Consider the following 20095-nt stretch of genomic DNA (forward strand, 5'->3'; position numbering starts at 1 on the left):
CACCGTGACCGACCAGCCCGAGCGTCCGGACGGCCTGAAGGCCGAACTGCTGGAGATCGCCCTGGACGCCGCCCGCCGAGCGGGGGACTTCCTGCGCGACGGCCGACCCGCCGATCTCGGCGTCGCCGCCACCAAGTCCAGCGCGGTCGACGTCGTGACCGAGATGGACATCGCCTCCGAGAAACTGATCACCGGTCTGCTGGCCGAGCGCAGGCCCGATGACGGCGTGCTCGGCGAGGAGGGCGCCAGCGTCGCGGGCACCAGCGGCGTCCAGTGGGTGATCGACCCCCTCGACGGCACCGTCAACTACCTGTACGGACTGCCCAGTTGGGCCGTCTCCATCGCCGTCCGGGTGGACGGCGAGACGGTCGTGGGCGTGGTCCACGCCCCGGTGCGCGGCGAGACCTTCCGGGCCGTCCTCGGCGAGGGCGCGTTCCTGAACGACCGTCCCGCGCGCGTGCGACCCGCCCCGGAGCCGGAGCTGGCCCTCGTCGGCACCGGCTTCGGCTACCTGGCCGAGCGCCGGGCCAAGCAGGCCGACGTACTGCGCGAGCTGATCCCGCACGTCCGGGACATCCGGCGCGGCGGCTCGGCGGCGATCGACCTCTGCGACGTGGCCGTGGGCCGCCTCGACGCGTACTACGAGCGCGGTCTGAACCCCTGGGACTACGCGGCGGGCGACGTCATCGCCCGGGAGGCGGGCGCCCTGACCGGTGGCCGCCCCGGAGAGCCCCTCTCGACCGACCTGACCATCGCGGCCCCACCGGTCCTCTTCGAGGCCCTCCAGACCCGCCTGGACGCCTTGGGCGCCTGGCACGACTGAGGCCCACACCGGAGCCACACCAGAAAAGGGCGCCCTACGGCGAGTGAGCCGAAGGGGCGCGCCTGTGTCGAGACGGCGATCGCGCGCAGCGCCCGACGAAGGAGGGCCGAGCACGATCGCCGACTCGACACAGGCTGAGGCGCCCCGGAGGCGAACCGAGCCCCAAAAAAACCAGCAATCCCCCCGGTCTGGATCTGCCGGGGGGATTGCTGTCGTGCGCGTGGGCCGTGGATCAGACGCTCTGCGCGCCGACCTCCACACCGTGGTCGGCGGCGAGGCGGCGCAGGTCGTCGAGCTCGCCCTGCTCCACCTCGACGAGGAAGTCGTCGCCCTCGTCGCGAGCCCTGGTCAGGTCGGACTCGGTCGCCCTTATGCGCTGCAGAAGTCCTGCGGTGAATGCGTCCATGCTGCGCCCCCTCGTCCTGGGTCGTGGGTCGTTGGCACGGGGGTGTGCCGTTCGGAAGGGGCGATCACGTCTCCTGTGGATGCCCAGCGCCGCCCTGGCCGGGCGGCGACGGTGCCGGACACCCACGCCCACTCTGCGGAAAAGCGGATGTGTGCCGCATGGTGGTGCGGCACAAGCAGAGCGTGATCGCGGGGTGTAAAGCCGTCCTCCCCTCGGTCTCTCGGACGGAAACCTCAACCGGACGAAAAAGTCCCGCGTTCCCGGTCGAGCGCCCCCGCTCTTCCCGCCCGAGGTCGTCTTACAGCCGACTTACGGCCGAAAAAGGCAGGATGGAGGTCACACACCCACGAACACCCTGCCCGTGCGCGCCTGTGACGCGCTACGCGGGTGGACAGAGGAAGGACAAGCGACGTGCGCGTACTCGTCGTCGAGGACGAGCAGCTGCTCGCCGATGCGGTGGCCACCGGACTGCGCCGGGAGGCCATGGCCGTCGACGTCGTGTACGACGGTGCGGCCGCCCTGGAACGCATCGGCGTCAACGACTACGACGTGGTCGTCCTCGACCGCGACCTCCCCCTCGTCCACGGCGACGACGTCTGCCGCAAGCTCGTCGAGCTCGGGCTGCCCACACGCGTGCTGATGCTCACCGCGTCCGGCGACGTCAGCGACCGTGTCGAGGGCCTGGAGATCGGCGCCGACGACTATCTGCCCAAGCCCTTCGCGTTCAGCGAGCTCATCGCACGCGTGCGTGCCCTCGGTCGGCGGACGAGCGTGCCGCTGCCGCCCGTCCTGGAACGCGCCGGCATCAAGCTGGACCCGAACCGTCGCGAGGTCTTCCGCGACGGCAAGGAGGTCCAGCTCGCGCCGAAGGAGTTCGCGGTCCTGGAGGTGCTGATGCGCAGCGAGGGCGCCGTCGTCTCGGCGGAACAGCTCCTGGAGAAGGCCTGGGACGAGAACACCGACCCGTTCACCAACGTCGTCCGCGTGACGGTCATGACGCTGCGCCGCAAGCTCGGCGAACCGCCGGTCATCGTCACCGTTCCCGGTTCCGGTTACCGGATCTGATCCGCCATGGCCACGACCCCGCGCCCCGCTGGCGCCCCTGAAACCCACCTGGGACCCCAGGCGGCCCCAGAACCCGCTCCCGTGGCTGCGCCCGACCATCCGGATACGGCTCACGCTGCTGTACGGCGGCATGTTCCTGATCGCCGGGATCCTGCTGCTGTCGATCATCTATCTGCTGGCCGCCCAGGCGGTGAACACGGGAAACGCGCCGCTGTTCAAGATCGTGGGCGGCACGGACATCAGTGTCACCAGCGAGAAGTGTCCCGCGGTGGACGCCGGCTCGACCAATGTGCGGCTCGCGGACTTCAACGCCGCGATCTCGGCCTGTATCGACGCCCAGCGCCAGGTGGCCCTGGACACCCTGCTGAGCCGGTCCCTGCTGGCGCTGCTCGGGCTCGCCGTGATCGCCTTCGCCTTCGGGTACGCGATGGCGGGCCGGGTCCTCGCGCCGCTCGGCCGGATCACCCGCACCGCGCGCGCGGTGGCCGGCTCCGACCTGTCCCGCCGTATCGAGCTGGACGGCCCGGACGACGAGCTGAAGGAGCTGGCGGACACCTTCGACGAGATGCTGGAGCGGCTCCAGCGGGCCTTCACGGCCCAGCAGCGGTTCGTCGGGAACGCCTCGCACGAGCTGCGGACACCCCTCGCGATCAACCGCACCCTCCTCGAAGTGCACCTCTCCGACCCGAACGCGCCGACCGAACTGCAACAGCTGGGCAAGACGCTGCTGGCCACCAACGAGCGCAGCGAGCAGCTCGTCGAGGGTCTGCTGCTGCTCGCCCGCAGCGACAACCAGATCGTCGAGCGCAAGCCGGTGGACCTCGCCGAGGTCGCCTCCCGGGCCATCGACCAGGTGCGCTCCGAGGCGGAGGCCAAGAAGGTGGAGATCCGCGGTGAACGGGCCCCCGCGGTGGTGCAGGGCAACGGCGTCCTGCTGGAGCGGATCGCCCTGAACCTCGTCCAGAACGCCGTCCGGTACAACGTGCAGGGCGCGGACGGCTGGGTGGAGGTCACCACCGAGCTCCAGCACGGACAGGCCCTGCTGGTGGTCACGAACACCGGGCCCGTGGTCCCGGCGTACGAGATCGACAACCTTTTCGAGCCGTTCCGGCGGCTGCGTACGGAGCGCACGGGGAGCGACAAGGGGGTGGGCCTCGGCTTGTCGATCGTCCGCTCCGTGGCCCGCGCGCACGGCGGCCACATCGCCGCCCGGCCACGTGAAGGAGGCGGGCTCGTGATGCGTGTGACCCTTCCGGTCTGAGAAAATGACCCCCGGTTCCGGGACGTGTTCGCTTTGCGCGGAATTTCCCGGGCACCTGATCGAAACGGTCGTGCACGACCGATGTGTGATCGATCACAAGGGCGATTTCCCAGCCATCTACCGAGCGTGATCATGAGGCTGTCGTAAAGCCGGGAAAATCCGGGTTTTCGGGGGTTGAGATCACGGGAAGTACATGCTGAGGCGCCTTTGAAATGCAGCCTCAGGACCGTGTACGGTCCCGTTCGCCATCCAAGCCGATCACTCTTGAGGAGTCCGGTTGGGTGTCGATTGAGTAACAGACCTTGATGTGAGGCAAAATCTCCGCCTCAGGTCGGGCACAAGTCCGGCCTCTCACGCGTTACGTGCGCTGGAGACACCGCAGACACCCAGAGGGGGAGAGCGCGACATGGCAACGGATTACGACACCCCACGCAAGACCGACGACGACGTCGACTCGGACAGCCTGGAAGAGCTCAAGGCTCGCCGGAACGACAAGTCCACGTCCGCCGTGGATGTAGATGAGTTCGAGGCCGCCGAAGGCCTGGAACTGCCCGGGGCCGACCTCTCGAACGAGGAGCTGGCCGTCCGGGTGCTGCCCAAGCAGCAGGACGAGTTCACCTGCATGAGCTGCTTCCTGGTGCACCACCGCAGCCAGCTGGCCCGCGAGAAGAACGGTCAGCCGATCTGCCGCGATTGCGACTGAGGCAGGGTCGGCCGTGACTGGCTCGACCCCTCCTTGGAAGCGCCGCTCCCGCAAGGGGGCGGACCAGGAGCCGTACGACGGCTCCGACGGCGTGCGTGACGACGAGCGGGGCTCCTCCGAAGAGGGAGCGGCCTCGCTCGAACGTGCGTCCGGCACGGCGTCGGGGAAGGCCACGGACGAGCAGGGACGCCTGCCTGTTCCGGTGGAGAATCCGGCGCCGGTCGCCAGACGGCGCGCGGCCGCCGTCGCCGCCGTCCGGGACAGAGTGAAACAGGGCCTCAAGGTCGGGGCCCGCAAGAGCGGTGACCGGGCCCGAGCGGGGCTCGCGTACATCACCGACCGTGTCATCGAGATCGCCCCGCGGATCCCCGTGCGCGATCTCGCGACCCTGCGCGCCCAGTTCCCGGGGCTGGGGCCCGAGCAGATCGCCGACAAGCTCGTCGCGGGGGCGGCCAACGCGTCCTCCACGGTGGGGGCGGGTGTCGGGGCCGCGGCGATGCTGCCGGCGCCGCCCGCCATGCCCGCGGAGCTGGCCGCCGAGATCACCGGCGTCGCCGCGATCGAGCTGAAGCTCATCGCCGAGCTGCACGAGGTGTACGGGGTGCGGCCGCCGGGGAATCTGCGGCAGCGCAGCACCGCCTATCTGGACTCGTGGTCCGGTGAGCGCGGGATCGACGTGACCAGGCCGTCGACGATCAACTCGGCGCTCGGTGGACAGATGAAGCGGCAGCTGCGGCAGCAGATCATGAAACGGATGGTGCGCAATCTGCCGAACCTGATGCCGTTCCTGGTCGGTGCCGCGGTGGGGGCGGTCATGAACCGCCGGGACACCAAGCACCTGGCCGAGCGGATCCGCAAGGACCTGCGGCGCATGCAGGTGCCGTGGGAGGCGTTGCCGGAACTTCCTCCGCTGGAGAAGCCGGTGGATCCTGTGAGGGTGGGGGAACTGCCGGAGGAACTCGGCGGCGGCTGACGCGTGACGCCGCCGCTCCGCCGGTCGGCTGCGGGTGGCGCCGATCGAGGGGGCGCCCCGGTCCGGCACCGCCGGGGGCCGCCGTCGTGGCTCATGGGCGTTGTGGGGGGGGGAAGAGCGTGGCTGTGCCCGGACCGGATCGTAGGGCCTGGACCGGTCGAGGGGCGGCTCGGTGGGAGGGCGCGGCGGCTGGGGCTTCTCGGCGGTAGGAGTTCAGTAGGGAACACCGGGCGCTCTCGCACGGCTGTGCGGGTCGGCGGTGGGTCCGCTCCGCCGTCGCGAGGCTGTTTCGCGCCGGGTGACCCGGCCGCGCGTTGCGCGCCGCCACATGTCGTCCGCCGCCAAGCGCCCCGCCGCCGAGCAGCCCGCCGCCTCGCCGTGCGTTGCCTCGCCGGCCGACGAGCCGGTTGTCGTGCTGCCATGGGTCGCCGCCCGCGAGGCGGGTGCTGTGTCGCCGCGAATGGCTGGGTGACCGACCGTGGGCCGCGTCGGGCTGTGGGTGGCCGACAGCTCGCGCGCTGCGTCGCCCGCGGCGTCGGTCCGGGAGCCGTGCGGCGCCGTGTGTCAGCGGTCAGCAGGTCGCGTGCGGGGCTGCCGTGCCGGTCGGACCGCTGGACGCTCGCTACGCCGTCGTTCTCCTCGCCGCTGCCAGGGCCGCGACGACGGCGTCGGGGTTTCGGGTGGACAGGTAGACGTAGGGGGTCGGGTCGTTCGGGTCGGTGATCGGGATGCGGAGGGCCGTCGGGATGTAGGCGCGCAGGAGCATGAAGGCGTGCGGGTTGGCCTTGTGCGTGCGCCAGGCCTGCGCCTCCTCCCGGTCCAGGATCTCCGGTTCGCCGAGGGCGCTCACCGGAATCTTCGCCTCGCCCGCGATCAGGGAGTCGCCGACGACACGGATGCGGATCGAGCCGTAGGAACTGGTGACGACCGCGGCGATCGCGGTCCCGCCCACGAGGCCGCCCAGCAGGGGGAGCGTGCCGAACGGCAGCATGATCAGGGCCATCGAGAGTCCGACCAGGAGGCAGACGAGCCACCAGGTGCGGGGAGCCGTGAGCCGTTCTTCGTACGGCGGGACGGAGAGCTGCATGGCGTCAAGCTTGGCACGCGGACCCTCCGGCCCCGGACGTAGGGGCGTCCGAGGGGAAACCCTGCCCGCAGGGGCGATGGCCGGACGCTGACGGGCGGGTAAGGTCTGCGGCTGTGAGAGGTACTTCCGCGGCCCTGCGGCCCCCGGCGGACGCCACGGCGCCCGTACGCCATCCCGAGGCACCCGCCCCCGGTGAGCTGCTCGGCGCGCACTACGGGCAGTGTTTCGGCTGTGGTGGCGAGCAGCCCCACGGGCTGCACCTGGAGGCCAGGGCCGGCGAAGGTGTCACTCTCACCGCCGAGTTCACCGTGCGGCCCGCGCACCAAGGCGCTCCGGGACTGGCCCACGGCGGGGTCCTGGCCAGCGCCCTGGACGAGACCCTCGGCTCCCTCACCTGGCTGCTGCGCACCATCGCGGTGACCGGACGCCTGGAGACCGACTTCCTGCAGCCCGTCCCCGTGGGGGCCGTGCTGCATCTGAGGGCCGAGGTCACGGCCGTGGCCGGACGGAAGATCTTCGCGCGGGCCGAGGGACGCGTCGGCGGTCCCGACGGACCGCTGGCCGTCCGCGCCGATGCGCTCTTCGTCGAGGTCAAGGTCGACCACTTCATCGACCACGGCCGCGAGGAGGAGATCCAGGCGGCCATGAAGGACCCGGACCAGGTACGGCGGGCCCGAGCCTTCGAGGTGAACCCGTGAGCGGCGGCCGTCCCCCTCTCGAGGTCCTCGTCCGGCGCGTCGACCCCGACGTGCCGCTGCCGGACTACGCGCGGCCCGGTGACGCGGGCGCCGATCTGCGCACCACGGAGAGCCGGGAGTTGAAGCCCGGCGAGCGGGCCGTACTGCCCACAGGGGTGGCCATCGCGCTCCCCGAGGGGTACGCGGCCTTCGTGCACCCACGCTCCGGTCTCGCCGCCCGCTGCGGCGTCGCCCTGGTGAATGCCCCGGGGACGGTTGATGCCGGGTACCGTGGGGAGATCAAGGTGATCGTGGTGAATCTCGACCCGTATGAAGCCGTACGGTTCGAGCGCTTCGACCGGATTGCCCAACTGGTCGTCCAGCAGGTCGAGAAGGTGCGCTTCCAGGAGGTGGCGGAGCTTCCCGACTCGGCGCGGGCCGAGGGGGGCTTCGGGTCCACCGGCGGTCATGCCGCCGTGGACGGAGCAAGCGGCACAAGCAGCACAAGCGGCACAACGGGTGGGAATCGATACGCTTCGGTCGTATCCGACCGGGAAGGACAGTGACGTGTTCGGACGTCGCAAGAAGAAGGGTTCCGCTGAGGACGCGGCGGACGCGGCGAGCGAGGCCGAGCAGGTCGACGGCGTTGCCGGGGAAGCCGACGCTGAGGCGGACGTCGAGCGGGAGCGCGTGCGGCTGGAGCCCGAGCCCCGGCCGGACGGGCCGTGGGACAGCTCCGAGGTGCGCGAGCCCGGCGAGGGCCGGGTCGACCTCGGTGGCATCTTCGTGCCCGGAGTCGACGGCATGGAGCTGCGGGTGGAGGTCGCCGGTGACGCGATCGTCGCCGCGACCGTCGTGCTGCGCGACAGCGCGGTCCAGCTGCAGGCCTTCGCCGCGCCCAAGCGCGAGGGCATCTGGGGCGAGGTCCGCGAGGAGATCGCCTCCGGCATCACCCAGCAGGGCGGGGTCATCGACGAGGTCGAGGGCCCGCTGGGCTGGGAGCTCCGCGCTCAGGTGCCGGTGCAGCTGCCGGACGGCACGGGTGGCTTCCAGGTGGTCCGCTTCGTCGGTGTGGACGGGCCCCGCTGGTTCCTGCGCGGAGTGATCTCCGGGCGGGGCGCGGTGGAGCCGCAGACCGCCGGGCTGCTGGAGCAGATCTTCCGGGACACGGTCGTCGTCCGCGGTGAGGGCCCCATGGCTCCGCGTGACCCGATCGTCCTGAAGCTGCCGAACGACGCGCAGATGGTCCCCGAGGGGGTCCAGCAGGAGGAGCAGGCCGGTTCCCGCTTCTCCGGCGGCATGGGACAGCTGCAGCGCGGGCCGGAGATCACCGAGGTCCGCTAGCCGTTCCGGCCGAGGCCGTCAGGGAACTGCGGGTCCGCGCGACCGGTCGCGCAGTTCCCCGCGCCCCTCGGGGCGCCGGCGTCAGAGTTGCGTCAAAGAGGCGGCCCCCGGCCGCCTCTGTCCTTTTTGCCGTGATTATTGGCCGTAAGGTCGACGCTGCGTGGGCAGTGGTCACGGGAAGACAATGGGGACATGGGACGCGGAAAGCTTCGGATCTACCTCGGTGCGGCACCGGGCGTCGGCAAGACGTACGCCATGCTGTCCGAAGCGCACCGCCGGATCGAGCGCGGCACCGACTGCGTGGTGGCCGTCGTGGAGCACCACGGTCGGCCGCGCACCGAGGTGATGCTGCACGGGTTGGAGCAGGTTCCGCGCCGGACGCTGGAGTACCGCGACACGGTCTTCACCGAGATGGACGTGGACGCCGTGCTCGCCCGGCGGCCCCGGGTCGCCCTCGTGGACGAGCTGGCCCACACCAATGTGCCCGGTTCCCGCAACGACAAGCGCTGGCAGGACGTCGAGGATCTGCTCGCCGCCGGTGTCGACGTGGTCTCGACCGTCAACATCCAGCACCTGGAGTCGCTCGGTGACGTCGTCGAGTCCATCACCGGCGTACGGCAGCGCGAGACCGTGCCCGACGAGGTGGTGCGACGGGCTGACCAGATCGAGCTGGTCGACATGTCGCCGCAGGCGCTCCGGCGACGGATGGCGCACGGCAACGTCTACCAGCCGGACAAGGTCGACGCAGCGCTGTCGAACTACTTCCGCCCCGGGAACCTGACCGCTCTGCGGGAGTTGGCGCTGCTGTGGGTGGCGGACCGGGTCGACGAGTACCTCAACGCCTACCGCAGCGAGCACCAGGTGTCGCGGATATGGGGCTCCCGCGAGCGGATCGTGGTCGGGCTGACCGGCGGCCCCGAAGGGCGGACCCTGCTGCGAAGAGCCGCCCGGCTCGCCGAGAAGGGCGCGGGCGGCGAGGTCATGGCCGTCTACATCGCCCGCAGCGACGGGCTGACCTCCGCCTCGCCCAAGGAACTCGCCGTCCAGCGCACCCTCGTCGAAGACCTCGGCGGCACCTTCCACCACGTCGTCGGCGACGACATCCCCGCCGCCCTGCTGGCCTTCGCGCGCGGGGTGAACGCCACCCAGATCGTGCTCGGCGTCTCGCGCCGCAAGAGCTGGCAGTACGTCTTCGGGCCGGGCGTCGGCGCCACCGTCGCCCGGGACTCCGGACCCGACCTGGACGTCCACCTGATCACGCACGACGAGGCGGGCAAGGGGCGCGGGCTGCCCGTCGCCCGGGGCGCACGGCTCGGCCGGGCACGGACGATCTGGGGGTGGCTGGTGGGGACGGCCGGGCCGGTGCTGCTCGCGCCGCTGCTGGCCAACTACGAGACCGACCTCGGTCTCGCCAACGACATGCTGCTCTTCCTGACGCTCACGGTGGCCGCGGCCCTGCTCGGCGGTCTGCTGCCCGCCCTGGCCGCGGCGGTGCTGGGCTCGCTGCTGCTCAACTGGTTCTTCACCCAGCCGGTGCACACGCTGACGATCGACGACCCGACGAACATCGTCGCCATCGTGGTCTTCGTAGGGGTCGCGGTGGCGGTGGCCTCCGTGGTGGACCTCGCGGCCCGGCGCACGCACCAGGCGGCCAGGCTGCGCGCCGAGTCGGAGATCCTGTCCTTCCTCGCGGGCAGTGTGCTGCGCGGGGAGACCAGCCTGGAGGCACTCCTCGAACGGGTGCGCGAAACCTTCGGTATGGAGTCGGTGGCTCTGCTGGAGCGCGAGAGCGAGGTCGACCCGTGGACCTGCGCGGGCAGCGTGGGCCCCCGGCAGATGGACCGACCCGAGGCCGCGGACGTGGACATGCCGGTCGGCGACCACATGGCGCTCGCCCTCTCCGGCCGCGTCCTGCCCGCCGAGGACCGCCGGGTGCTGGCCGCGTTCGCCGCCCAGGCCGTGGTCGTCCTGGACCGCCGGCGTCTCCAGCAGGAGGCCGACCAGGCCAAGGCGCTGGCCGAGGGCAACCGCATCCGCACCGCGCTGCTCGCCGCCGTCAGCCACGACCTGCGCACCCCGCTGGCCGGCATCAAGGCCGCCGTGTCCTCCCTGCGCTCCGACGACGTGGCCTGGTCGGAGGAGGACGAGGCCGAACTGCTCGAAGGGATCGAGGACGGCGCCGACCGGCTCGACCACCTCGTGGGCAACCTCCTCGACATGTCCCGCCTGCAGACCGGCACGGTCACCACCCTGATCCGCGAGATCGACCTCGACGAGGTGGTGCCCATGGCGCTCGGCGGCGTCCCCGAGGGCAGCGTCGGGCTGGAGATACCCGAGAGTCTGCCCATGGTCGCCGTCGACCCCGGCCTGCTGGAGCGCTCCGTGGCCAACATCGTCGAGAACGCCGTCAAGTACAGCCCGCCCGGCACGCCCGTCCAGGTCTCCGCGAGCGTCCTCGGTGGCCGCGTCGAGGTCCGGGTCACCGACCGCGGCCCCGGCGTTCCCGACGAGGCCAAGGACCGTATCTTCGCCCCCTTCCAGCGGCACGGCGACGCCCCGCGCGGGACCGGCGTCGGCCTGGGTCTCGCGGTCGCCCGGGGCTTCGCCGAGGCCATGGGCGGCACGCTCGACGCCGAGGACACCCCCGGCGGCGGACTCACCATGGTGCTGACCGTAAGGGCCGCACAGAACGGCTCCGGGCCCGTCACGGCCTTCTCGTCGGGCACCGACCAGGCCGCGGGCTCGTCCACATCGGCGGACGCCGTCCCGTCGGCGGACCGGACCGCCGACGCACCGGTCGGCACGGCCACATCGGCAGAGAGGCGAACCACATGAGGTGGCAGCTGAGAGGGCACGTGAGGCGGCCCATGATGCGGCACCTGAGGCGGGCCGTATGACCAGAGTGCTCGTGGTCGACGACGAGCCGCAGATCGTGCGGGCGCTCGTGATCAACCTGAAGGCCCGCAAGTACGAGGCCGACGCCGCCCACGACGGGGCGAGCGCGCTCGCCCTCGCCGCGGCCCGGCACCCCGACGTCGTCGTCCTCGACCTCGGACTGCCCGACATGGACGGCGTCGAGGTGATCAAGGGACTCCGCGGCTGGACCCGGGTGCCGATCATCGTGCTCTCCGCCCGGCACACATCCGACGAGAAGGTCGAGGCCCTCGACGCGGGCGCCGACGACTACGTCACCAAGCCCTTCGGCATGGACGAGCTGCTCGCCCGGCTGCGGGCCGCCGTCCGCCGCGCGGAGCCCGTGGGCGGCGAGGACGGCGACGTGATCGTGGAGACGGACGACTTCACCGTCGACCTGGCCGCGAAGAAGGTGAACCGGGACGGCAGGGACGTCCGGCTCACCCCCACCGAGTGGCACCTGCTGGAGGTGCTGGTCCGCAACACCGGGCGGCTGGTCAGCCAGAAGCAGCTGCTCCAGGAGGTGTGGGGGCCCTCGTACGGCACCGAGACCAACTATCTGCGGGTCTACATGGCGCAGCTGCGGCGCAAGCTGGAGGGCGACCCCTCCCGGCCCAGGCACTTCATCACCGAGGCGGGGATGGGCTACCGCTTCGAGAAGTGAGACCGGGAGAGCCGGCGGAGGTCCGCCCCGCACGGGGTGCTGGACTGTCGGCGGGCCCCGGTACGCTTTTTGTCATGAGTGCTGTTCCTCGTTCCGAGAAGCCGGCGGGCCGGTTCCGGCGCATGCTCGACCGGCTCTCCTCGTCCCAGACGGACCTGGAGTCGGAGGAGCTGCGCGAGGACGCGGACACCGCCGGCTGCACACGCATATGTGACTGTCACGACCGACAGATAGTGACCGTTACTGGTACCTTGCGCACGGTCACGCTGCGCCCCCGGGCCGGCGTCCCGGCACTGGAGGCCGAGCTCTTCGACGGTTCGGCCGCCCTGGACGTCGTGTGGCTCGGCAGACGCTCCATCGTCGGGATAGAGCCGGGGCGCAAGCTGATCGCATCCGGCCGGATCTCGATGAGCCGGGGCCGTAGAGTGCTGTTCAATCCGAAGTACGAACTCAGACCGCTCGGACGGGAGTAGCCGGTGACGTCGCTCGACAAGCCGACGGAAGACGCCCAGCGCGGCGTCCAGGACGCCGAGGGCGGACAGGACGGCTCGCACGACTCCAGGGCGGTGACGGAGGCCGCGCTGTTCGAGGCGTTCGGTGGCGTGCGCGGCATGGTCGAGACCGTGCTCCCGGGCCTGCTCTTCGTCTCCATCTACACGATCAACAAGGACCTGCACTCGGCGGCCCTCGCGGCCCTCGGCGTCTCCGTCCTGCTGGTCGTGGTGCGGCTGGTCATGAAGGACACCGTCAAGCACGCCTTCAGCGGTGTCTTCGGGGTCGCCTTCGGTGTGGTCTTCGCGATGATGACCGGCAACGCCAAGGACTTCTATCTCCCGGGCATGCTCTACACGCTGGGCCTCGGCTGCGCGTACATCATCACGACGCTGGCCGGTGTGCCGCTGATCGGCCTGATGCTCGGCCCGGTCTTCAAGGAGAACCTGTCCTGGCGGACCCGCAACCCCGGGCGCAAGAAGGCGTACGCGAAGGCGAGTTACGCCTGGGGCGCGATCCTGCTCGGCAAGTGCGCCATCCTCTTCCCGCTGTACTGGTGGGCCGACACCACACAGCTGGGCTGGGTCCTCATCGCCCTGAAGATCCCGCCGTTCCTGCTCGCGGTCTGGCTCACCTGGATCTTCCTGGCCAAGGCGCCGGCCCCGATCGACGTGTTCGCCGAGATGGAGGCGGAGGAGCGGGCGGCAGAGGAGCGCAAGGCTGCCGCTCGGGCGGGGGACTAGGCACCCGATGCTGGTGCGGGCCTCGCAAGGGCTGCGTCCCCGGGCCCGGCTTGTCGGCCTGCACGGCCTCGGCCTCGAACGCCGGACGGGCTGAAGGTGCCTGGATCAGGTTGAACGGGCGCAGGGGTTGAAGGCGACGAAGACTTGGGGCGCCCGGTCGCCCGGTATGTGAAGGGGCGCCCGGAAACTTCCGGGCGCCCCGTCGTCGTCGCATACCCCGCGTCAGCTCGTCGCGTCCTCGCGCCGTACCGACAGCAGGTCCTCCAGCTGCTCCTCACGCGCCTGCGCGGCCACGAAGAGGAGTTCGTCGCCTGCCTCCAGGGAGTCGTCCGAGGTCGGGGTGAGGACCCGGGTGCCGCGGATGATGGTGACCAGGGAGGTGTCCTCCGGCCACTCGACCTCACCGACCTGGGTGCCGGCCAGGGCCGACTCGGGCGGCAGCGTCAGCTCGACCAGGTTGGCGTCGCCGTGGCTGAAGCGGAGCAGCCGGACCAGGTCGCCGACGCTCACGGCCTCCTCGACCAGCGCCGACATCAGCCGGGGGGTCGACACGGCCACGTCCACGCCCCAGGACTCGTTGAACAGCCACTCGTTCTTGGGGTTGTTGACGCGGGCGACGACCCGCGGAACGCCGTACTCCGTCTTCGCCAGCAGGGAGACGACCAGGTTGACCTTGTCGTCTCCGGTCGCGGCGATGACGACGTTGCAGCGCTGGAGCGCCGCCTCGTCCAGGGACGTGATCTCGCAGGCGTCGGCCAGCAGCCACTCCGCCAGAGGCACGCGCTCGACCGAGATGGCGGTCGGCGCCTTGTCGACGAGAAGGACCTCGTGGCCGTTCTCCAGCAGTTCGCCCGCGATCGAGCGGCCGACCGCTCCGGCTCCGGCAATGGCGACCCTCATCAGTGACCGCCCTCCTCGTCGGGGCCCTCGGCGAAGGACGCCTCGACCTTCTCCACGTCGTCCGTCCGCATCATCACATGCACGAGGTCGCCCTCCTGCAGCACCGTCTGCGAGGTCGGCAGAATCGCCTCGCCCAGGCGGGTCAGGAAGGCGACGCGGACCCCGGTCTCCTCCTGCATCTTGCTGATCTTGTGGCCCACCCACGCCGACGAGGCGTGCACCTCGGCGAGCTGGACGCCGCCGGTGGGATCGCGCCACAGCGGTTCGGCCCCGGACGGCAGCAGCCGACGGAGCATCTGGTCGGCGGTCCAGCGGACCGTGGCGACCGTCGGAATGCCCAGGCGCTGGTAGACCTCGGCCCGGCGCGGGTCGTAGATCCGTGCCGCCACGTTCTCGATGCCGAACATCTCGCGGGCGACACGGGCGGCGATGATGTTGGAGTTGTCGCCGCTGGAGACGGCGGCGAACGCGCCCGCCTCCTCGATGCCCGCCTCGCGCAGGGTGTCGCGGTCGAAGCCGACCCCGGTGACGCGCCGGCCGCCGAAACCCGAGCCCAGACGACGGAAGGCCGTGGGGTCCTGGTCGATCACGGCGACCGTGTGCCCCTGTTGCTCCAGGGTCTGGGCGAGGGTGGAACCCACTCGCCCGCAGCCCATGATGACGATGTGCACGACCGTCCTTCCGGTGTCAATAGCTACTGTTCAGCCGAAACGTCGAAAACAGGGTCTCAGACCGTCGCCCAAGCTACACACGCGCGGCCCGCCGGGGGCACCCCCGTGCACCCACGGGTCACATCGTGGGACGTCGCCGGCTGATCCGCCGGACGCTGGCCCTCGTCAACAAGCCGAGTCCGACGAGGGAGGCGAGAGCGCCGATCAGCTCAGCGGTCGCGGCCTGCATGGGGCCTCCAGGGAGCAGAGGGGGCGAGAACGTCACGGGTTCCATCGGATGCCCGATACGCACACGGCACGCGGGCACGTACACGGGATGAACGGGATTCCTCGGGGCGACGGGGTCCCTCATCTCGACGGGATTCGTCATATGGACGTAAGGACGCAGCCCATCACACCGGAGGATGCGTGACGTGACGCACTTCGCAGTCGTCGGCGGTCCGATTTCACCCCGGGGCCCGCCGGGATTTCACCCGGATGTGCCCAGAACCAGCCGGGGCGCTTACGATCCTCTGCGTGTCCAAACTGACCGACGTGCCCAAACGGATTCTGATCGGGCGCGCTCTGCGCAGCGACCGGCTGGGCGAGACGCTCCTGCCGAAGCGCATCGCACTCCCCGTCTTCGCATCCGACCCGCTCTCGTCCGTGGCGTACGCACCCGGCGAGGTGCTGCTGGTCCTCTCCATCGCGGGCGTGTCGGCCTACCACTTCAGCCCCTGGATCGCCGCCGCGGTCGTCGTGCTGATGTTCACCGTCGTGGCGTCCTACCGGCAGAACGTGCACGCCTACCCGAGCGGTGGCGGCGACTACGAGGTGGCGAACACCAACCTCGGCCCCAAGGCCGGCCTCACCGTCGCCAGCGCGCTCCTCGTCGACTACGTCCTCACCGTCGCGGTGTCCATCTCCTCCGGCGTCGAGAACCTCGGCTCGGCCGTCCCCTTCTTCGTCGAGCACAAGGTCCTCTGCGCGATCGGCATCATCGTGCTGCTCACGCTGATGAACCTGCGTGGGGTGAAGGAGTCCGGGAAGCTCTTCGCGATCCCGACGTACGTCTTCGTCGTCGGCGTCTTCACGATGATCGCCTGGGGCGCGTTCCGCGGGCTGGTCCTCGACGACACGATGCGGGCGCCCACCGCCGACCTGGAGATCAAGGCCGAGCACCAGGGGCTCGCCGGCTTCGCGCTGGTCTTCCTGCTGCTGCGTGCCTTCTCCTCCGGCTGTGCCGCGCTCACCGGTGTCGAGGCGATCTCCAACGGCGTCCCCGCCTTCCGCAAGCCCAAGTCGAGGAACGCGGCCACCACTCTGGCCCTGATGGGCTTCTTCGCCGTCACCATGTTCTGCGGCATCATCGGCCTCGCCATGGCCACCCATGTGCGGATGGCCGAGAACCCGGCGGCCGACCTGCTGCGCGACGGCACCCCGGTCGGCGACTCCTACGTCCAGAACCCGGTGATCTCCCAGGTCGCGGCGGCCGTCTTCGGCGACGGTACCTTCTTCTTCGTCGTCCTGGCCGCCGCCACCGCCCTGGTCCTCTTCCTGGCCGCGAACACCGCGTACAACGGCTTCCCGCTGCTGGGCTCGATCCTCGCTCAGGACCGCTACCTCCCGCGCCAGTTGCACACCCGCGGCGACCGCCTCGCCTTCTCCAACGGCATCGTGCTCCTCGCGGGCGCCGCCGTCCTCCTGGTGTGGATCTACGGCGCCGACTCCACGCGTCTGATCCAGCTCTACATCGTGGGCGTCTTCGTCTCCTTCACGCTCAGCCAGACGGGCATGGTCCGGCACTGGAACCGCCATCTGCGCACCGAGAAGGACCCGGCCAAGCGGCGCCACATGGTCCGCTCCCGCGCGATCAACACCTTCGGTGCCTTCTTCACCGGGCTGGTCCTGATCGTCGTGCTCGGCACCAAGTTCACGCACGGCGCCTGGGTGGCCCTGCTCGGCATGGTGATCTTCTACGCGACGATGACGGCCATCCGCAAGCACTACGACCGGGTCGCCGCGGAGATCGCGGCGCCGGACGGCCCGAGCGACGACGTCGTCCGGCCGTCGCGGGTGCACTCCGTGGTGCTGGTCTCCCGGATCCACCGCCCCACCCTGCGCGCCCTCGCCTACGCCAAGCTGATGCGCTCGCACACGCTGGAGGCGCTCAGCGTCAACGTCGACCCGGCGGAGACCAAGGCGCTCCAGGAGGAGTGGACGCGGCGGGGCATCGACGTGCCGCTGAAGGTCCTCGACTCGCCGTACCGCGAGGTCACGCGGCCTGTGATCGAGTACGTCAAGGGGCTGCGCAAGGAGTCCCCGCGCGACGCGGTGTCGGTGATCATCCCCGAGTACGTGGTCGGCCACTGGTACGAGCACCTCCTGCACAACCAGAGCGCGCTCCGGCTCAAGGGCCGGTTGCTCTTCACGCCGGGTGTCATGGTGACCTCCGTGCCCTATCAGCTGGAGTCCTCCGAGGTCGCCAAGCGCCGGGCGCGCAAGCGGCAGGACTGGAGTGCGCCGGGGTCGGTACGGCGCGGTCCGGCGAACGAGCGCCCCAGGGAGTCACCGGCCAAGACTTCGGGCAAGTCCTCGGGCAAGTCCTCGGCCGACAAGAGCTGACCCCGGCGAAGCCGAGGCTCGCCCGCGAGCCGCTGCTCGTGGTCAACGGCGGGACAGCACCCACGTAGACTGGTGGGCTGTTGTCCGGCCGTTTTCGCTTTCCTCTCTTCTGGAGTCACCCCACCATGCAGGCAGAACCGAAGAAATCGCTGGTGGGAGAGGAGTACGAGGTCGAGGTGGGCCCCGTCGCCCACGGCGGCCACTGCATCGCCCGTACCGCCGAGGGACAGGTCCTCTTCGTCCGGCACGCGCTGCCCGGTGAGCGGGTCGTGGCGCGGGTGACCGACGGCGAGGAGGGCGCGCGCTTCCTGCGGGCGGACGCGGTCTCGATCCTGTCGCCCTCCAAGGACCGCGTCGAGGCGCCCTGTCCCTACGCCGGCCCCGGCCGCTGCGGCGGCTGCGACTGGCAGCACGCCAAGCCGGGCGCCCAGCGCCGCTTCAAGGGCGAGGTCATCGCCGAGCAACTGCGGCGCCTCGCGGGTCTCACCCCCGAGGAGGCGGGCTGGGACGGCACGGTGATGCCGGCCGAGGGCGACAAGGTCCCGGCGGGCGAGGTCCCCGCGTGGCGTACGCGGGTGCAGTACGCGGTGGACGAGTCGGGGCACGCCGGTCTGCGCCGTCACCGCTCGCACGAGGTCGAGCCGATCGACCACTGCATGATCGCGGCACCGGGAGTGTCCGAGCTGGGCATCGAGAAGCGCGACTGGACGGGCATGGCGTCGATCGACGCGATCGCCGCGACGGGTTCGCAGGACCGTCAGGTCATCCTCGAACCGCGGCCGGGGGCGCGTCTGCCGATCGTGGAGCTGGACAGGCCGGTGTCCGTGATGCGGGTCGAGGAGAAGGACGGGGGCGTGCACCGCGTCCACGGGCGCCCCTTCGTCCGTGAGCGCGCCGACGACCGTACGTACCGGGTGGGCAGCGGCGGCTTCTGGCAGGTCCATCCCAAGGCCGCGGACACCCTCGTCAAGGCCGTCATGCAGGGCCTGCTGCCCCGCAAGGGTGACATGGCGCTGGACCTCTACTGCGGTGTCGGGCTGTTCGCGGGCGCCCTCGCCGACCGCGTCGGCGACAAGGGTGCGGTCCTCGGCATCGAGTCCGGCAAGCGGGCGGTCGAGGACGCGCGGCACAACCTCGCCGAGTTCGAGCGGGTGCGGATCGAACAGGGCAAGGTCGAGGCGGTGTTGCCGCGTACGGGGATCACGGAGGTGGACCTCATCGTCCTGGATCCGCCGCGTGCGGGGGCGGGCCGCAAGACCGTCCAGCACCTCGCGTCCCTGGCGGCCCGCCGCATCGCGTACGTGGCCTGCGATCCGGCCGCGCTGGCACGCGACCTGGGGTACTTCCGGGAGAGCGGGTACCGGGTGCGGACGCTCAGGGCGTTCGATCTGTTTCCGATGACATCGCACGTGGAGTGCGTGGCAATCTTGGAGCCTGCATCAAAGGGGATCTGACCTGCTGTTTCTCTGGATTGCAGAGGATTGCCGGTGGTTCCTTGACCTGTTCTCCAAGGTGCATGGTGAGGAGTCTTGCCGTATGTCCGGGAGGACTTCCGACCTGCGGGTTCGACAGCTGCCAGGAGGGCCCCGGGCTCCGGATCGCGATATCGCAGGGACGGCGGTGCCACTCGTGACGCTCACCTGACGCTCGTCCTGATGGCATGTCAGGACCTTCCGGGTGACGTCAAGGACTGCGTTCTGGCCCCGCTCACCGGTGGGGCAGTGCGGGGCCCGCAGCGCGCGAAGTCCTCGCGTGGCGGAGAGAGGCGTTCGAAGCCTCAGCCCACCGGCTCAGGAGCTTCGACCGTCTCCTGTTCCGCCCACTTGATCTGCCTCACGCGCGGGTCAGGCGGGACGTACGGGAGGGAGCGTGCGCAGTGCGATCATGGCGACGTCGTCATCGTTGTCGCTGGGGCGGACCTGATCCGGCACCAAGTCGCAGAAGGAGTCGAGGGGGCGGTGGGCGAGGGAGGCCGCGTGTCGGCGCAGGCGGTCAAGCCCGTGATCGATGGAGTGGTGCGGGGATTCGACCAGTCCGTCGGTGTAGAGCAGGAGCGTGGCCCGGGGTGGCAGGGCGGTGACGGCGTCGGGGCGAGGTCTGGTGACTCCGGTTCCGAGGAGTATGCCGTGAGCCTCGTCGAGGTAGCGGGTCTGGCCGTCGTGGGTGATAAGCAGGGGCGGCGGGTGGCCGGCGTTCGTCCAGCGTAGGCGCCACAGTCTGTCCTTCCCGAAGATGAGCCTGGCGAGGATCATGGTGGCCATGGGTACCTCGGCTATGTGCATCACGGCATCGTCGAGCCCTGTGACGACGGCGCTGGGTGCGGCCTCGGGGTAGGACCAGGCGAAGGCGCGCAGCATGTTGCGGACCCGCGCCATACTGGCTGCGGCGTCGAGATCGTGTCCGACGACGTCACCGATGGCCAGTGCGTGGGCGTGGGCGGCCAGAGCGAAGGCGTCGTACCCGTCACCACCCACGGAGGAGGCGTCCGGAGCGGGTACGTAGCGCGCGGTCATCTCCAGTCCGGGCCGGACGGGCGGTTGGGGCAGCAGGTGGCGTTGCATGGTCTCGGCGACTTTGCGCCGGCGCTGGTACAGGCGCGCGTTGTCCAGCGCCAGGCCCGCCCGGCGGGTGAGGTCCTCCAGCAGCGGCAGGTCGGCAGGGGTGAAGGCGTCGTGACGCCGGGCGCGGCCCAGAGTCAGGGCGCACCGGCCGCCGGGTCCTGGTCATCGGCCCAGGAGGACAGGGACTGTGTCGCCGTAGGCGCGATGC

At 70.7% G+C, this 20095-nt stretch carries 18 protein-coding genes and 1 pseudogene; 14 read left to right on the forward strand and 5 right to left on the reverse strand.

The features are described from left to right. Window positions 1-4 precede the first annotated feature (4 nt). On the forward strand, window positions 5-823 hold the full coding sequence (locus tag E4N62_RS06950; RefSeq protein ID WP_184900209.1) for an inositol monophosphatase family protein: 819 nt from the start codon (window positions 5-7) through the stop codon (window positions 821-823). 232 nt (window positions 824-1055) lie between these two features. Here the strand turns inward: E4N62_RS06950 and E4N62_RS06955 are convergent, their stop codons facing one another. Next, complete coding sequence (locus tag E4N62_RS06955) at window positions 1056-1229, reverse strand: hypothetical protein (RefSeq protein WP_184900211.1); 174 nt, start codon at window positions 1227-1229, stop codon at window positions 1056-1058. A 411-nt stretch (window positions 1230-1640) separates the two neighbouring features. Between E4N62_RS06955 and E4N62_RS06960 the strand changes: the two genes are divergently transcribed. The 4 genes from E4N62_RS06960 (at window position 1641) to E4N62_RS06975 (ending at window position 5231) form a co-directional block, all read left to right on the forward strand. Beyond that, entirely contained in the window at window positions 1641-2294 is a 654-nt protein-coding gene (locus E4N62_RS06960) for a response regulator transcription factor (protein ID WP_009340866.1), read from the forward strand. 130 nt (window positions 2295-2424) lie between these two features. Beyond that, window positions 2425-3555: a HAMP domain-containing sensor histidine kinase gene (locus E4N62_RS06965; RefSeq protein WP_230212868.1), complete on the forward strand. Its 1131-nt coding sequence runs from the start codon at window positions 2425-2427 to the stop codon at window positions 3553-3555. Window positions 3556-3961: 406 nt separating this feature from the next. Next, entirely contained in the window at window positions 3962-4258 is a 297-nt protein-coding gene (locus E4N62_RS06970; protein ID WP_005481602.1) for a DUF4193 domain-containing protein, read from the forward strand. Window positions 4259-4271: 13 nt separating this feature from the next. Continuing rightward, window positions 4272-5231, forward strand: coding sequence for a hypothetical protein (locus E4N62_RS06975; RefSeq protein WP_230212871.1), 960 nt, complete (start codon window positions 4272-4274; stop codon window positions 5229-5231). 622 nt (window positions 5232-5853) lie between these two features. On the opposite strand, the gene E4N62_RS06980 is transcribed toward E4N62_RS06975, so the two are convergent. Then, window positions 5854-6318, reverse strand: coding sequence for a DUF3093 domain-containing protein (locus E4N62_RS06980; protein WP_230212873.1), 465 nt, complete (start codon window positions 6316-6318; stop codon window positions 5854-5856). Window positions 6319-6431: 113 nt separating this feature from the next. Between E4N62_RS06980 and E4N62_RS06985 the strand changes: the two genes are divergently transcribed. From E4N62_RS06985 to E4N62_RS07015, 7 genes are all read left to right on the forward strand, one after another. Continuing rightward, entirely contained in the window at window positions 6432-7016 is a 585-nt protein-coding gene (locus E4N62_RS06985) for a PaaI family thioesterase (RefSeq protein WP_184900218.1), read from the forward strand. Continuing rightward, window positions 7013-7561, forward strand: coding sequence for a dUTP diphosphatase (gene dut / locus E4N62_RS06990; protein ID WP_230212876.1), 549 nt, complete (start codon window positions 7013-7015; stop codon window positions 7559-7561). Before E4N62_RS06985 ends, dut begins: the two co-directional genes overlap by 4 nt. Before the next feature lies 1 nt (window position 7562). Continuing rightward, window positions 7563-8339, forward strand: a complete 777-nt coding sequence (locus E4N62_RS06995) for a DUF3710 domain-containing protein (protein WP_033525191.1) — start codon at window positions 7563-7565, stop codon at window positions 8337-8339. Between the two features lie 192 nt (window positions 8340-8531). Further along, the gene (locus E4N62_RS07000) at window positions 8532-11174 is read left to right on the forward strand and encodes an ATP-binding protein (RefSeq protein WP_230212879.1); all 2643 of its coding nucleotides are present in this window, start codon (window positions 8532-8534) and stop codon (window positions 11172-11174) included. A 58-nt stretch (window positions 11175-11232) separates the two neighbouring features. Continuing rightward, the gene (locus E4N62_RS07005; RefSeq protein ID WP_184900224.1) at window positions 11233-11916 is read left to right on the forward strand and encodes a response regulator; all 684 of its coding nucleotides are present in this window, start codon (window positions 11233-11235) and stop codon (window positions 11914-11916) included. Window positions 11917-11990: 74 nt separating this feature from the next. Next, entirely contained in the window at window positions 11991-12389 is a 399-nt protein-coding gene (locus E4N62_RS07010; protein ID WP_149827837.1) for an OB-fold nucleic acid binding domain-containing protein, read from the forward strand. A gap of 3 nt (window positions 12390-12392) precedes the next feature. Next, window positions 12393-13151, forward strand: a complete 759-nt coding sequence (locus E4N62_RS07015) for a DUF3159 domain-containing protein (RefSeq protein WP_184900226.1) — start codon at window positions 12393-12395, stop codon at window positions 13149-13151. Window positions 13152-13373: 222 nt separating this feature from the next. On the opposite strand, the gene E4N62_RS07020 is transcribed toward E4N62_RS07015, so the two are convergent. After that, window positions 13374-14051, reverse strand: a complete 678-nt coding sequence (locus E4N62_RS07020) for a TrkA family potassium uptake protein (RefSeq protein WP_184900230.1) — start codon at window positions 14049-14051, stop codon at window positions 13374-13376. After that, entirely contained in the window at window positions 14051-14722 is a 672-nt protein-coding gene (locus E4N62_RS07025) for a TrkA family potassium uptake protein (protein WP_184900232.1), read from the reverse strand. Before E4N62_RS07025 ends, E4N62_RS07020 begins: the two co-directional genes overlap by 1 nt. 516 nt (window positions 14723-15238) lie before the next feature. Here E4N62_RS07025 and E4N62_RS07030 point away from each other — a divergent pair. After that, window positions 15239-17326 (forward strand): APC family permease, encoded by a 2088-nt coding sequence (locus E4N62_RS07030; RefSeq protein WP_230212881.1) that lies wholly within the window; start codon window positions 15239-15241, stop codon window positions 17324-17326. Between the two features lie 125 nt (window positions 17327-17451). Beyond that, on the forward strand, window positions 17452-18780 hold the full coding sequence (locus tag E4N62_RS07035; RefSeq protein ID WP_230212883.1) for a class I SAM-dependent RNA methyltransferase: 1329 nt from the start codon (window positions 17452-17454) through the stop codon (window positions 18778-18780). Between the two features lie 390 nt (window positions 18781-19170). Here the strand turns inward: E4N62_RS07035 and E4N62_RS07040 are convergent. Continuing rightward, window positions 19171-20028, reverse strand: a pseudogene (locus E4N62_RS07040) (PP2C family protein-serine/threonine phosphatase); the annotation flags it as partial. Window positions 20029-20095 lie beyond the last annotated feature (67 nt).

The organism is Streptomyces sp. MNU76 (assembly GCF_020982545.1).
GTDB lineage: Bacteria > Actinomycetota > Actinomycetes > Streptomycetales > Streptomycetaceae > Streptomyces.

Excerpts from the sequence above, each read along its gene's own strand:
- E4N62_RS06955 (WP_184900211.1), bottom strand. The coding sequence starts at position 1,229 with ATGGACGCATTCACCGCAGGACTTCTGCAGCGCATAAGGGCGACCGAG.
- E4N62_RS06965 (WP_230212868.1), top strand. The coding sequence starts at position 2,425 with ATGTTCCTGATCGCCGGGATCCTGCTGCTGTCGATCATCTATCTGCTG.
- E4N62_RS06970 (WP_005481602.1), top strand. The coding sequence starts at position 3,962 with ATGGCAACGGATTACGACACCCCACGCAAGACCGACGACGACGTCGAC.
- E4N62_RS06980 (WP_230212873.1), bottom strand. The coding sequence starts at position 6,318 with ATGCAGCTCTCCGTCCCGCCGTACGAAGAACGGCTCACGGCTCCCCGC.
- E4N62_RS07000 (WP_230212879.1), top strand. The coding sequence starts at position 8,532 with ATGGGACGCGGAAAGCTTCGGATCTACCTCGGTGCGGCACCGGGCGTC.
- E4N62_RS07005 (WP_184900224.1), top strand. The coding sequence starts at position 11,233 with ATGACCAGAGTGCTCGTGGTCGACGACGAGCCGCAGATCGTGCGGGCG.
- E4N62_RS07010 (WP_149827837.1), top strand. The coding sequence starts at position 11,991 with ATGAGTGCTGTTCCTCGTTCCGAGAAGCCGGCGGGCCGGTTCCGGCGC.
- E4N62_RS07020 (WP_184900230.1), bottom strand. The coding sequence starts at position 14,051 with ATGAGGGTCGCCATTGCCGGAGCCGGAGCGGTCGGCCGCTCGATCGCG.
- E4N62_RS07035 (WP_230212883.1), top strand. The coding sequence starts at position 17,452 with ATGCAGGCAGAACCGAAGAAATCGCTGGTGGGAGAGGAGTACGAGGTC.